The organism is Streptomyces sp. SCL15-4 (genome assembly GCF_033366695.1).
GTDB lineage: Bacteria > Actinomycetota > Actinomycetes > Streptomycetales > Streptomycetaceae > Streptomyces.
On the sequence record NZ_JAOBTQ010000001.1, the window covers coordinates 2,211,508 to 2,223,801 of the forward strand.

Sequence of the window (12,294 nt, forward strand, 5' to 3'; positions counted from 1 at the left end):
CGGCCTCCTTCGGCGACGGTGCCGTACGTTGCTGCCTTCCGAAGTTATCACCGCTTTGTGACCGTCGTCACGAGGGCGCGACACAATCGGCCGGAGCGACCGGCCCGGCGACGGCCCCACGCGGCGGGGCCCGTACCATGCCTGGAGTCGTACAGCAGGACAGCCTGCTCCATGAAGGACTCGCCGTGCACGAACCCTCCGCCGAATCGGCTTCCTGGCGCATCGCGCTGCCGCACACCGCGGCGGCGGTGCCGGTGGCGCGTGCCCTGGTGCGCACGGCGCTCACCGAGGTGGAGCACGTGACCGACTGCGACACGGCGGAGCTGCTGACCGCCGAGCTGGTGGCCAACGCGGTGGAGCACACCGCCGGGCGCGGGCCGATAGAGCTGGTGGTGGAGCTGCGGCCGACCGACTGCCGGGTCGAGGTGCACGATCCGGACCCGGCGCCGCCCGGCCACCTGACCCGGCCGGTGATCGAGGAGCCCGATGTGTGGCAGGAGGGCGGGCGCGGGCTGCTGCTGATCCGCGCCCTCAGTTCCTCCTGCGGTCACCGCCCCACCCCGTCGGGCAAGGCGGTGTGGTTCAGACTGCCTGTGGTTCCCGCTCGGCGGCGGCCGGCGTGACCTCGGCCGGCGCGTCCGCGAGCGTGGAGTGCCGGCGGCCGTAGGCGCCGTAGACCGCCAGGCCCACCGCGAGGAACACGGCGAACTGGATCCAGGTCCGCCAGCCGGTCTCCCACATCAGGTACAGGCAGAAGCCGATGCCGAGCAGCGGGGCCACCGGGTACAGCGGGATGCGGAAGCTGCGGTCGAGGCCCGGCTCGCGGCGGCGCAGGGCCATCACCGTGACGTTGACGACGGCCATGACGGCGAGGGTGCCGATGGTGCACAGGTTCATCACGGCGTCGAGGGAGGCGAAGGCCGCCGGGAGCGCGAAGACGACGGCGACGATCAGCGTGCCGGCGACCGGCGTGGAGGTGCGCGGGCTGACCTTCTCGAAGACGCGCGGGATCAGGCCGTCCCGGGACATCGACATCAGGATGCGGGTCTGGCCGTACATCACGGCGAGGACCACGGAGGCGATGGCGACGACCGCGCCGAAGGCGATGACACCGCCGCCGATGGCCGAGCCGGTGACCTCGTTGACGACGTAGGACAGGGCCGCGGGGCGGCCGGCGACCTGGTCGCCGCCGATGGCGCCGATCGCGGCGAGCGCGACCGCGCAGTACAGCAGGGTCACGATGCCCATGCAGACCATGATCGCGACGGGGATGTGCCGGCGCGGGTTCTTCGCCTCCTCGCCGGCCGTGGTGATCGCGTCGAAGCCGATGTAGGAGAAGAACGCGGCGGTGGTGCCCGCGCCGATGCCGCCGAGGCCGGCCGGGGAGAACGGGGTGAGGTTGCCGTCCTTGAAGGCGCTGTAGCCGACGGCGCAGAAGGCGAGCAGGATCGCGAGCTTCACCGCGGCCATGGCGGCGGTCGCCCGGGCACTCTCCCGCACCCCGCGCACCAGCAGCACCGAGGCCATGGCGATGACGATCACGGCCGGCAGGTTGACCACGCCGCCGTCCCCGGGGCCCGCGGACAGGGCGGCCGGGAGCTGGAGGCCGGTGAGGCTGTGCAGCAGCTCGTTGACGTACTGGCTCCAGCCGACCGCGACGGCGGAGATGGACACGCCGTACTCCAGCAGCAGGCACCAGCCGACGAGGAAGGCGGTGGACTCGCCCAGGCCGGCGTAGGCGAAGGAGTACGAGGAGCCGGACACCGGGATCGCGCCGCCCAGCTCCGCGAAGGAGAAGGCGGTGAAGACGCAGGTGAGGGCCGCGAGGACGAAGGAGACGACGACGGCCGGGCCGGCCTGGGCGACCGAGTCGGACAGGCCGACGAAGATGCCGGTGCCGACGATGGCTCCGACGCCGAAGCAGATGAGCTGGAAGAGGCCCATGGTGCGCTTCAGGCCGTGTCCCTCGCGGTCGGCGCCGGACTCGGCGACGAGCAGACGCGGGGACTTGATACGGGGAGCGGGCATGCGGGTGGTGCTCGATTCTGGTGGTGCGGGCGGCCGTGGTGGGGCCGCGGCGACGGCTCCGGAAGGGGTGGTTCCGGGCCGCCGGTCAGGATAATGCCTGGTGAGGCGGGTCAGGCAAGGGTTTCCCGGGCGAGTGTGGCGACCAGCACCGCCTTGATGGTGTGCAGCCGGTTCTCCGCCTCGTCGAAGACGACCGAGTGGGCGGACTCGAAGACCTCGTCCGTCACCTCCAGCGAGTCGAGGCCGTACGCGTCGAAGATCTGCTGTCCGACCGCGGTACCGAGGTCGTGGAAGGCCGGCAGGCAGTGCAGGAACCGTACGTCCGGGTTGCCGGTGGCGCGCAGGACGTCCATGGTCACCGCGTAGGGCGCGAGGGCCGCGATCCGCTCGGCCCACACCTCCTTGGGCTCGCCCATGGACACCCAGACGTCGGTGGCGACGAAGTCGGCGCCCCGGACCCCTTCGGCGATGTCCTCGGTGAGGGTGATCCGCGCACCGCTGGAGTCGGCGAGCGCGTGGGCGCGGTCGAGGACGTCCTGGGCCGGCCAGTAGGACTTCGGGGCGACGATCCGTACGTCCATGCCGAGCAGGGCGCCGGTTACCAGGTAGGAGTTGCCCATGTTGAAGCGGGCGTCGCCGAGGTAGGCGAAGGCGGTCCCGTCGAGCGGCTTGGCGCAGTGCTCGGTCATGGTGAGCACGTCGGCGAGCATCTGGGTGGGGTGCCAGTCGTCGGTGAGGCCGTTGTAGACGGGCACGCCGGCGTACGCGGCCAGCTCCTCGACCTTGGCCTGGCTGTCGCCCCGGTACTCGATCGCGTCGTACATCCGGCCCAGCACCCGGGCGGTGTCCCGCACCGACTCCTTGTGCCCGATCTGCGATCCGGAGGGCTCCAGGTAGGTGGTGTGGGCGCCCTGGTCGGCGGCGGCGACCTCGAACGCGCAGCGGGTGCGCGTCGAGGTCTTCTCGAAGATCAGCGCGATGTTCCGGCCGCGCAGGTACTGGGTCTCGGTCCCGGCCTTCTTGGCGGCCTTCAGCTCGGCGGCCAGCTCGACCAGGCCGCGGAACTCGGCCTCGGTGAAGTCCAGTTCCTTGAGGAAGTGGCGGCCGGCGAGGGCGGTCGGGACTGTCGCCATGGGGGCGCTCCAGAGATATGACTACAGGGGACTGTGGAAGTCTATACGATCCTTCACATTTCTATACTGCGTCTCGCTGGACGGGACAGCTCATGCACCGTGGCCCGCCCCGGCCCCGGCCCAGCTCGCTGCCCGGGATCTCGATCACCTCGATGCCCTGTTTGCGCAGATGCGTGTTGGTGGTCACGTTCCGCTCGTAGGCGACCACGACACCGGGTTCGACGGCGAGGACGTTGCAGCCGTCGTCCCACTGCTCGCGTTCGGCGGCGTGCACGTCCTGCGTGGCGGTCAGCACCCGGATCTCGCCGAGGCCGAGCGCGGCGGCGATCGCCCGGTGCATGTGCTCCGGCGGATGGTCGGTGACCTTCAGCTCCCGGTCGCCGACGCCCGGCTCGATGGTGTAGGAGCGGAGCATGCCGAGGCCGGCGTACTGGGTGAAGGTGTCGCCGTCGACCATGGTCATCACCGTGTCCAGGTGCATGAAGGCGCGCCGCTTGGGCATGTCGAGCGCGACGATGGTGTGCGCGGAGCCGGCCGCGAACAGCTTGTGCGCCAGCATCTCCACGGCCTGCGGAGTGGTCCGCTCGCTCATCCCTATCAGCACGGCGCCGTTGCCGATCACCAGCACGTCGCCGCCCTCGATGGTGGAGGGGTAGTCGGCCTGGCCCCGGGACCAGACGTGGAAGGTCTCGTCCCGGAACAGCGGGTGGTGGCGGTAGATCGCCTCGAAGTGCACGGTCTCGCGCTGCCGGGCGGGCCAGCGCATGGCGTTGATGGAGACGCCGTCGTAGATCCACGCCGAGGTGTCGCGGGTGAAGAGGTGGTTGGGCAGCGGGCGCAGCAGGAAGTCGTCCAGGTCCATGACGTGGAAGCGCACGGAGGCGGGTTCCTCGTGGCCGGCCAGGTACTCCCGCTTGGTCATGCCGCCGACCAGGGCCTCGGCCAGCTCGGCCGGGGTCATCCGGTCGAAGGAGGCGCGCAGGTGGCCGGTGGCGAGGGGGCCGTACTCCTTCTCGTCGAAGACCCGGTCCAGGACCAGCGCGCGGGCCTCGGGCAGCGCCAGGGTCTCGGCGAGCAGGTCCCCGAAGAGGTGGACCTCGACCCCCCGGTCGCGCAGGACGTCGGCGAACCCGTCGTGCTCGGCGCGCGCCCGGCGCACCCACAGCACGTCGTCGAAGAGCAGTGCGTCCTTGTTGCTGGGGGTGAGCCTCTTGAGCTCTAGGTCGGGCCGGTGCAGGATGACGCGGCGCAGCCGCCCGGCCTCGGAGTCGACGTGGAATCCCATGGTTCCATCCTGACCGCCGGAACCGCTTCTCATCCCCGGCTCGTCGGTTTCCGGCGGCGGGGCCCCGGATGACGGTCCCGGCGGGCGGAGTCCCGGACCGCGGTGCACGGCACCGGCCACCGTGCCGCGCACCGGTCCCCGCGGGGACCGGTGCGCGTGCGGCACAAGGGCGCGGCGGGGCCTACAGGCGCGGGTCCACCGGCTCCGACTCCAGTGCCAGCACGCCGAACACCGCCTCGTGCACCCGCCACAGCGGTTCCCCGCCGGCCAGCCGGTCCAGGGCCTCCAGGCCGAGGGCGTACTCGCGCAGGGCCAGCGAGCGCTTGTGGTTCAGGAACCGCTGCCGCAGCCGCGCGAGCTGGTCGGGACGGGTGTACTCCGGGCCGTAGACGATCCGCAGGTACTCGCGGCCCCGGCACTTGATGCCGGGCTGCACCAGCCGTCCGTCCGGCCCGCGCACCAGCGCGCCGAGCGGCTTGACGACCATGCCCTCGCCGCCCCGGCCGGTCATCTCCAGCCACCAGTCGACGCCGGCGCGCACCGACTCGGGGTCGCCGGTGTCGACGTACAGCCGCCGGGTGGTGTGCAGCAGTCCGGTGCCGTCGTACTCCACGAGCCGGTCGATCAGGGCCAGCTGCTCGTCGTGCGGAAGCGCGGCGAGGCTGCGGCCCTGGACGGCGAGCAGCTGGAAGGGGGCCAGCCGGACCCCGTCCAGGCCCTCGGTGGGCCAGCAGTAGCGGCGGTAGGCGGCGGTGAACGCGGCGGCGTCGGCCGCGCGTTCCCGCTGCCGGTCGAGCAGCGCGGCCACGTCGGTCCCGCGCCCGGCCGCCGCCTCCAGGGCGGCGAGCGCGCCCGGGAACACGGCGCCGGCGGCGGCGCCCACGGCCGCGTACTGGCCGCGCAGCAGCCCGGCGGCCTTCAGCGACCACGGCATCAGCTCGGCGTCCAGCAGCAGCCAGTCCGTGTCCAGTTCGTCCCAGAGTCCGGCGTCGGTGACCGCCGCGCGCAGCCGGCCGAGGATCTCCTCGGTGGTCCGCTCGTCGTCGAAGAACGGCCGTCCGGTGCGGGTGTAGAGGGACCCGGTGGGTCCCTCCGCCCCGAACCGCCGCCGTGCCGCCTGCGCGTCCCGGCACACCAGGACCACGGCCCGCGAGCCCATGTGCTTCTCCTCGCACACCACCCGCGCGACACCGTCCCGCGCGTACTGCGCGAACGCCTCCTGAGGATGCTCCAGATAGCCCTCGGTCCGCGAGGTGGCCGTCGGTGCCATGGTCGGCGGGAGGTACGGCAGCAGGCGCGGGTCGATCGCGAAGCGGCTCATGACCTCCAGGGCCGCCGCCGCGTTCTCCTCGCGGACCGCCACCCGGCCGGCGTGCCGGGTCTCCACGGCGCGCCGGCCGTGCACGTCCGCCAGGTCCAGCGGCCGGCCGTCCTGGCCGCCGGGCGCCTCGGTGGCGAGCGGCCGGGCCGGCTCGTACCAGACCCGCTCGGCCGGTACGTCGACCAGCTCGCGCTCGGGCCAGCGCAGCGCGGTGAGCTTGCCGCCGAAGACGGCGCCGGTGTCCAGGCAGATCGTGTTGTTCAGCCACGTGGCCTCGGGCACGGGTGTGTGGCCGTAGACCACGGCGGCCCGGCCCCGGTAGTCCTCGGCCCACGGGTAGCGCACCGGCAGCCCGAACTCGTCGGTCTCGCCGGTCGTGTCGCCGTACAGGGCGTGCGAGCGGACCCGGCCGGAGGTGCGGCCGTGGTACTTCTCGGGCAGGCCGGCGTGGCAGACGACGAGCCGGCCGCCGTCCAGGACGTAGTGGCTGACCAGTCCGTCCAGGAACCGCCGGACCTCGGCCTTGAACTCCTCGCTCTCGCCCTCCATCTGCGCGATGGTCTCGGCGAGCCCGTGGGTGGGCTGGACCCTCCGGCCCTTGAGGTGGCGGCCGTACTTGTTCTCGTGGTTGCCGGGGACGCACAGGGCGGTGCCGGAGTTCACCATGGACATCACGCGGCGCAGTACGCCGGGGCTGTCGGGTCCGCGGTCGACCAGGTCGCCGACGAACACGGCGGTACGGCCCTCGGGGTGCACGCCGTCGGCGTAGCCCAGCTTGGCGAGCAGCGCCTCCAGTTCGGCGGAGCAGCCGTGGATGTCGCCGATGATGTCGAACGGTCCGGTGAGGTGGGTCAGGTCGTTGTAGCGCTTCTCGGTGACGACGGTGGCGTGCTCCACCTCCTCGGCGCCGCGCAGCACGTGCACCTTGCGGAAGCCCTCGCGCTCCAGGTGCTTCAGGGAGCGGCGCAGTTCGCGGATGTGCCGCTGGATGACCCGGCGGGGCATGTCCGCCCGGTCGGCGCGGGCCGCGTTCCGTTCGGCGCACACCTCCTCCGGCAGGTCCAGCACGATGGCGATGGGCAGCACGTCGTGCTTCTTCGCCAGCTCGACCAGCTGCCGCCGGCTGTCCTGCTGCACGCTGGTGGCGTCCACGACGGTGCGGCGGCCGGCGGCAAGCCGCTTGCCGGCGATGTAGTGCAGGACGTCGAAGGCGTCCCGGGTCGCGCTCTGGTCGTTCTCGTCGTCGGAGACCAGGCCGCGGCAGAAGTCGGAGGAGATCACCTCGGTGGGCTTGAAGTGCCGCCGGGCGAAGGTGGACTTGCCGGAGCCGGAGGCGCCGACGAGTACCACGAGGGAGAGGTCGGTGACGGGAAGCGTCCGTCCCTTGTGCGGTGCCTCGGTCATGCCGCCTTCGCCTCCTTCTCGCTTCTGATCGTGAAGGTCGCCATCTGGGTGGGCGGGCCTACCTCGGGGTCGTCCGGGCCGACGGGTGTGAATCCCACCTCGTAGCCGTGCCGTTCGGCGACGGTCGCCGCCCAGGCGCGGAACTCCTCGCGGGTCCACTCGAAGCGGTGGTCGCCGTGCCGGACGTGGCCGGCGGGCAGGCTCTCCCAGCGGACGTTGTACTCGGCGTTCGGCGTGGTCACGACGACCGTGCGGGGGCGCGCGTGCCCGAACACGGCGTACTCCAGGGCCGGCAGCCGGGGCGGGTCGACGTGCTCGACCACCTCGCTGAGCACGGCGGCGTCGTACCCCTTGAGCCGGCGGTCGGTGTAGGCGAGGGAGCCCTGGAGCAACGTGACGCGCGCCGCCTGCCGTTCGCCCATGCGGTCCAGTTTCAGCCGGCGGGCGGCGAGGGCGAGGGCGCGCTGCGAGACGTCGACGCCGACGATCTCGGTGAACCGCGCGTCCTTCAGCAGCGCCCGTACCAAATGGCCCTCGCCGCAGCCGAGGTCCAGGACCCGGCCGGCGCCGGCGGTGCCCAGCGCGGCGAGGATCGCCTCCCTGCGCTGCACGGCGAGCGGGGTGGGCTTCTCCTCGGTCCCGGTCTCGTCCGCCACCGCGTTGTCGATGTCCTCGACCTCGCTGTCGTCGGCCTCCGCGAGCCGCACCAGTTCCAGCCGCTCCCTCGCCTGCCGGGTCAGCGACCAGCGGCGCGAGAGGTAGCGGTTGGTGATCAGCTGCCGCTCCGGGTGCCCGGCCAGCCAGCCCTCGCCGGCCCGCAGCAGCTTGTCGACCTCGTCGGCGGAGACCCAGTAGTGCTTGGCGTCGTCGAGCACCGGCAGCAGGACGTACAGGTGGCGCAGCGCCTCGGCGAGCGTGAGCCGTTCGGACTCCAGCAGCAGCCGGACGTAGCGCGAGTCGCCCCACTCCGGGAACGCGGTGTCGAGCGGGACCGGGTCGGCGAAGGGGGCGTCTTCCGCCCGGTCGGCGCCGCCTGCGGGAGAGGTCCAGCCGAGCGGTTCGAAGAGCCGTCGTACGAGGTCGGGGCCGCCGCGGGCGGGCAGTGCGGGGACCTCGACGCGCAGCGGCAGCGGCGCGGCGGCCCGCTCCGGCCGGGCGGCGCAGACCCCGCGCAGGGCGCTGGAGAAGACGTTGCCCAGCGCGACGGCGAGCAGCGAGGAGGCGGCGTAGGGGCGGTCGTTGACGTACTGGGCGAGGGCCGCGTCGGGTGCGCCCCCGCGGCCCTTGCCCCGGCCCCGGCGGACCAGGGCGACGGGATCGATCTCCAGCAGCAGCGCGGCCGTGCAGCGTTCGGCGTTCGCCTCGGGGTAGAAGACGTGCGCCGTGCCGTAGGAGGTGGAGAACCTCTGCGCCTTGTCGGGGTGCTTGTGCAGCAGGTACCCCAGGTCGGTGGCCGGCCGCGCGGCCGTGCCGGTGGTGGAGATCGTCACGAACATGCGGTCGAGTCTCCCCGGCCGGGGCCCGTGCCCACCACCGGTTTTCGGCTCGGCCGAGGCGGTCGCCGGCCGGTGTCGGCCGCTGGGTCAGGAGGCTTCGGCGATGACCTGGCGGGCGGTCGCGAGGGCCCGCTCCTGGACGGCTCGCCGGCCCTCAAGCACCTTCGTGTTCTTGTCGATGGCGGCCCTCTGCGCACGGGTCTCCACGGCGTGCACGGCCTCGATGTAGCCGGTGTCGAGCTTGCAGCGGGCGTCGGCGGCGGCGGTCTCCTTCTCCTTGGCCGACGGCTTCTCGGTGCGGACCCATTCGATGTCGGTGGACGCCTTGTCCGGGTCGGCGTAGCGCAGGCCCTCGCCCTTCATGCAGGTCGCCCAGGCGCGGTCGGCCTTCTTCCAGGCGGGGTCCCGCATGGCCCGCGCACGCGCGTCGGACCAGAGCTTCATGACGACCGTGTAGTAGCCGGTGATCCGTATCCCGCCGATCTCGGCCGGCGCCGGCCCGGAGCCGTAGAGCTTCCGGTTCGCCTCGCCCAGGCAGCCGCCGTCGGGGACGGGGTTGCCGTGTGCCCGGTGGCTGTCACCGCTCTCGAAACGGCCGGTGAGGGCCGCGTACTGGTCGGCGGGCCACGCCAAGGGACGCTCGGTGGGCTCCTCCGCCGGTCGCTTGTGGTAGCCGTACTCGGCCGCCAGGTCGGGGTCGTCCGCTCCGTACAGGGTGTCGTCGCCGACCTTGCTGCTACCGGTGGCAGTGCCCTGGCGCACCGGGTAGGTGGACTCGACGCTCCTGACGTCGAACGTCTGGAAGCCGGTGAATCCGAGCCGGAGCATGCACCGCCCGGTCAGGATCCACTGTGCCCGGTCGATGGCCTTCGTGCCGCCGGACTCCTGGTCCGGCAGATAGGCCTGGAGCGGGAGCGAGTCCATGGTGTTGAGGCCGCGGGCGTCGTCGGCGGCGCCGTCGCCGCCGGCGCCGGACTGGCAGGCCGTCACGGCGAGCAGGGCGGTGAGAGCGAGAGGGAGGAGTTTGCGCACCGGGACATACGACCAGTCGCGGTTCCCGTGCGCTGTGACGGAACCCACAGTTCCGGCACGTGGCGTTCACAGGGGTTCACGGGAGAGCCATGTGACATCCGTTATGGCCCGCCGGCCGGAGACCTGATGAAGTGATCGTTCGTCAACTGACCATTGACCAACGACCGAAGACCAGGGGGAACCCATGACCATCGACCGGACATTCCGCCATCGCGGACGCGGACAGGCGGCCCGGAGTCGCAGGAGCGTCGCCGTCGCGGTGGCGGGAGGCGCCGTGCTGGGTGCGGGTGTCCTCGCGACCGCGCCCGTGCACGCGGCCCCGGCGGCACCCGCGGCCCGCGCCGCCGCGGTGGCGCCGCGGGTGTCGGCCCAGGGCGCGTACGCCATGAACTCCGCCAACGGCAAGCAGTTGTTCGGCAAGGCGCCGGACGCCCGGCTGCGCACCGGCTCCACCACGAAGATCATGACGGCGCTCGTGGTGCTGTCGCAGCGGAACGTGGATCTCGGGAAGAAGGTGAAGATCAAGAAGGAGTACACCGACTACGTCATCGACCCGGTGTCGCACACCCAGCGCTACTCCAGCGCGAATCTGATCCTCGGCGACTCGATGCCGGTGGGCGACCTGCTGTACGGCCTGATGCTGCCGTCGGGCTGCGACGCGGCCTACGCGCTGGCGGACACCTACGGCACGGGGTCCACGACGGCCCAGCGGACCAAGTCGTTCATCGCCAAGATGAACGGCAAGGCGCGTGAACTGGGCCTGAAGAACACCCACTTCGACTCCTTCGACGGGGTGTCCAACGGCAAGAACTACTCCTCGCCGCGTGATCTGGCCAAGCTGGCCGGGACCGCGCTGAAGAACAAGACGTTCAAGAAGGTCGTCGGCACCAAGGTCTACGACGACATGAAGTCGTACCGGCCCGGCGGCGGAACGCACGCCATGACGCCGTGGAACAACTCCAACAAGCTTCTCGGCTCCTACCGGGGCGCCTTCGGAGTGAAGACCGGGTCCGGGCCGGAGGCGAAGTTCTGCCTGGTGTTCGCGGCCACCCGTGGGTCCAAGACGGTCGTGGGCACGGTGCTGGCGGCCAGTACGGCGGACGAGCGGTTCAAGGACGCGACGAAGATCCTGGACTACGGCTTCACGCGCTGAGGGCCGAGCGGGGTGGAGCGGGGCGCGGCCGGCTCCCGCTCCTCCCACCGCCCGGACGCCATCGACGCCGACACCTTGAGGACCACGGCGGCCAGGCCCAGGCCGGCGACGCCCGCGTTGAGCCAGAGGTAGGCGGGGCTGCTGGAGCGGGTGCTGCCGTCGGCCAGGACGCAGTCGAAGCGGAGCGGCACGTAGGAGGCCGTCTGGCCCACGAGGACGCCGGGCGGGAAGTCGTCACGGCACTCGTGGGCCGGGGTGGAGTCGGCGCCGGAGGACGACTCGTGCACGGACAGCGCGACCCCTCCGGCGCCGAGCACGTACAGGACGACGGCGCCCAGGAGCGCCATCCGCGCCGACCAGCGCAGCAGGTCCGGCCGCCAGTCCGGGCGCCGGCCGGGCAGGGCCGCGGACAGCAGCTTGACGATGACGGTGATTCCCCAGACGGGGACCGCGAGCAGCGCCGGATACAGCAACAGCCCGAACAGGAGGCCGAGCGGGGAGTCATCGTCCATCGGCCGATCCCACCAGACCCACGCCCGCTCGACCGTGTCGGAAGCCACACTTCCGGTCACAGCCTCGTCACAACGGAGGGCAGAGGGGCCGCCGCTGTGCGGGGACGGGGACGGGACGCGGGGGCCCTGCCATCGCTCGGACCAGGCGCCGGGAGGCAGCTACGGGCCGCGTGAAACCGGGGGTCAGAACGCCCGGGCGCGCCCAGCGGCCGGAGCGTCGGGCTCATGCGCCGACTGCCGTATCCGGCCGGCCGGCCACGGCCCGTGACCCCAGGCCGCCGGCCCGGGAAACCGGCGCCACACACCGGCCAAGCCGGGGGCGGGGGCCGGGTAGGCCGGGGCGGGGGCCAGGAAGCCCGGGCGTGTCCAGCGGGCGGACCGTCGGACTCGCGCGCCGACTGCCGTATCCGGCCGGCCGCATCCCATGAATCCAGGCCGCCGTCGGCCCCGGAATCTCCGGCGCCACGCACCGGCCAAGCCGGGGGCGGGGGCCGGGAAGCCCAGGCGCGCCCAGCGGGCGGACCGTCGGGCTCGCGCACCGGCCGACCGCACCCGGCCGTCCGCCCACGGCCCGCGAGCCCAGGCCACCGGCCCGGAAACCCGGCACCACACACCGGCCAAGCCGCCACCACGCACCGGCCAAGCCAGGGGCGGGAACCACGAAGCCGGGGCGAGGGCCAGGAAGCCCAGGCGCGCCCAGCGGGCGGGCCCTCGGGCTCGTGCGCCGACTGCCGTATCCGGCCGGACGGCCGCAGCCTGGCTGCCAGGCAAGGAGCCCGGCGGCCCCGGCCGGGTGAGCCGGGGCGGAGGTCCGACAGCCGGGCGTACGCGGCGGGCGGGCCATCGGGCTCGTGCCGGCTGGCCGTCGGGCCACGGCCCGTGGGCCGTGGCTGTCGGGCCGGGCCGCGCCATGGCGGGCGGGGCCCGGGG

At 72.7% G+C, this 12,294-nt stretch carries 9 protein-coding genes; 2 read left to right on the forward strand and 7 right to left on the reverse strand.

Annotated features, from left to right (window positions below; translation table 11 throughout):
- The first annotated feature begins 137 nt into the window (after nucleotides 1-137).
- Nucleotides 138-623 (forward strand): ATP-binding protein, encoded by a 486-nt coding sequence (locus SCK26_RS09255; RefSeq protein WP_318200800.1) that lies wholly within the window; start codon nucleotides 138-140, stop codon nucleotides 621-623.
- Here SCK26_RS09255 and SCK26_RS09260 read toward each other — a convergent pair.
- From SCK26_RS09260 to SCK26_RS09285, 6 genes are all read right to left on the reverse strand, one after another.
- On the reverse strand, nucleotides 583-2,028 hold the full coding sequence (locus SCK26_RS09260) for an amino acid permease (protein ID WP_318200801.1): 1,446 nt from the start codon (nucleotides 2,026-2,028) through the stop codon (nucleotides 583-585). The two genes, SCK26_RS09255 and SCK26_RS09260, sit on opposite strands and share 41 nt — an antisense overlap.
- A 110-nt stretch (nucleotides 2,029-2,138) precedes the next feature.
- Nucleotides 2,139-3,161 (reverse strand): ornithine carbamoyltransferase, encoded by a 1,023-nt coding sequence (argF, locus tag SCK26_RS09265; protein ID WP_318200802.1) that lies wholly within the window; start codon nucleotides 3,159-3,161, stop codon nucleotides 2,139-2,141.
- A 61-nt stretch (nucleotides 3,162-3,222) separates the two neighbouring features.
- Nucleotides 3,223-4,446, reverse strand: a complete 1,224-nt coding sequence (locus SCK26_RS09270) for an arginine deiminase (protein WP_318200803.1) — start codon at nucleotides 4,444-4,446, stop codon at nucleotides 3,223-3,225.
- A gap of 181 nt (nucleotides 4,447-4,627) precedes the next feature.
- On the reverse strand, nucleotides 4,628-7,171 hold the full coding sequence (locus SCK26_RS09275; protein WP_318200804.1) for a polynucleotide kinase-phosphatase: 2,544 nt from the start codon (nucleotides 7,169-7,171) through the stop codon (nucleotides 4,628-4,630).
- On the reverse strand, nucleotides 7,168-8,667 hold the full coding sequence (locus SCK26_RS09280; RefSeq protein ID WP_318200805.1) for a 3' terminal RNA ribose 2'-O-methyltransferase Hen1: 1,500 nt from the start codon (nucleotides 8,665-8,667) through the stop codon (nucleotides 7,168-7,170). Before SCK26_RS09280 ends, SCK26_RS09275 begins: the two co-directional genes overlap by 4 nt.
- Before the next feature lie 87 nt (nucleotides 8,668-8,754).
- Nucleotides 8,755-9,699, reverse strand: a complete 945-nt coding sequence (locus SCK26_RS09285; protein ID WP_318200806.1) for a hypothetical protein — start codon at nucleotides 9,697-9,699, stop codon at nucleotides 8,755-8,757.
- Between the two features lie 184 nt (nucleotides 9,700-9,883).
- On the opposite strand from SCK26_RS09285, the gene SCK26_RS09290 reads away from it, so the two are divergent.
- Entirely contained in the window at nucleotides 9,884-10,852 is a 969-nt protein-coding gene (locus SCK26_RS09290; RefSeq protein WP_318200807.1) for a D-alanyl-D-alanine carboxypeptidase family protein, read from the forward strand.
- Here the strand turns inward: SCK26_RS09290 and SCK26_RS09295 are convergent.
- Nucleotides 10,834-11,364: a hypothetical protein gene (locus tag SCK26_RS09295; protein ID WP_318200808.1), complete on the reverse strand. Its 531-nt coding sequence runs from the start codon at nucleotides 11,362-11,364 to the stop codon at nucleotides 10,834-10,836. The two genes, SCK26_RS09290 and SCK26_RS09295, sit on opposite strands and share 19 nt — an antisense overlap.
- Nucleotides 11,365-12,294: the final 930 nt, after the last annotated feature.

What these genes read in the sequence shown, in the direction of transcription:
- SCK26_RS09255 (WP_318200800.1), top strand. Translation starts at nt 138, where the DNA reads ATGCCTGGAGTCGTACAGCAGGACAGCCTGCTCCATGAAGGACTCGCC.
- SCK26_RS09260 (WP_318200801.1), bottom strand. Translation starts at nt 2,028, where the DNA reads ATGCCCGCTCCCCGTATCAAGTCCCCGCGTCTGCTCGTCGCCGAGTCC.
- argF (WP_318200802.1), bottom strand. Translation starts at nt 3,161, where the DNA reads ATGGCGACAGTCCCGACCGCCCTCGCCGGCCGCCACTTCCTCAAGGAA.
- SCK26_RS09270 (WP_318200803.1), bottom strand. Translation starts at nt 4,446, where the DNA reads ATGGGATTCCACGTCGACTCCGAGGCCGGGCGGCTGCGCCGCGTCATC.
- SCK26_RS09275 (WP_318200804.1), bottom strand. Translation starts at nt 7,171, where the DNA reads ATGACCGAGGCACCGCACAAGGGACGGACGCTTCCCGTCACCGACCTC.
- SCK26_RS09280 (WP_318200805.1), bottom strand. Translation starts at nt 8,667, where the DNA reads ATGTTCGTGACGATCTCCACCACCGGCACGGCCGCGCGGCCGGCCACC.
- SCK26_RS09290 (WP_318200807.1), top strand. Translation starts at nt 9,884, where the DNA reads ATGACCATCGACCGGACATTCCGCCATCGCGGACGCGGACAGGCGGCC.
- SCK26_RS09295 (WP_318200808.1), bottom strand. Translation starts at nt 11,364, where the DNA reads ATGGACGATGACTCCCCGCTCGGCCTCCTGTTCGGGCTGTTGCTGTAT.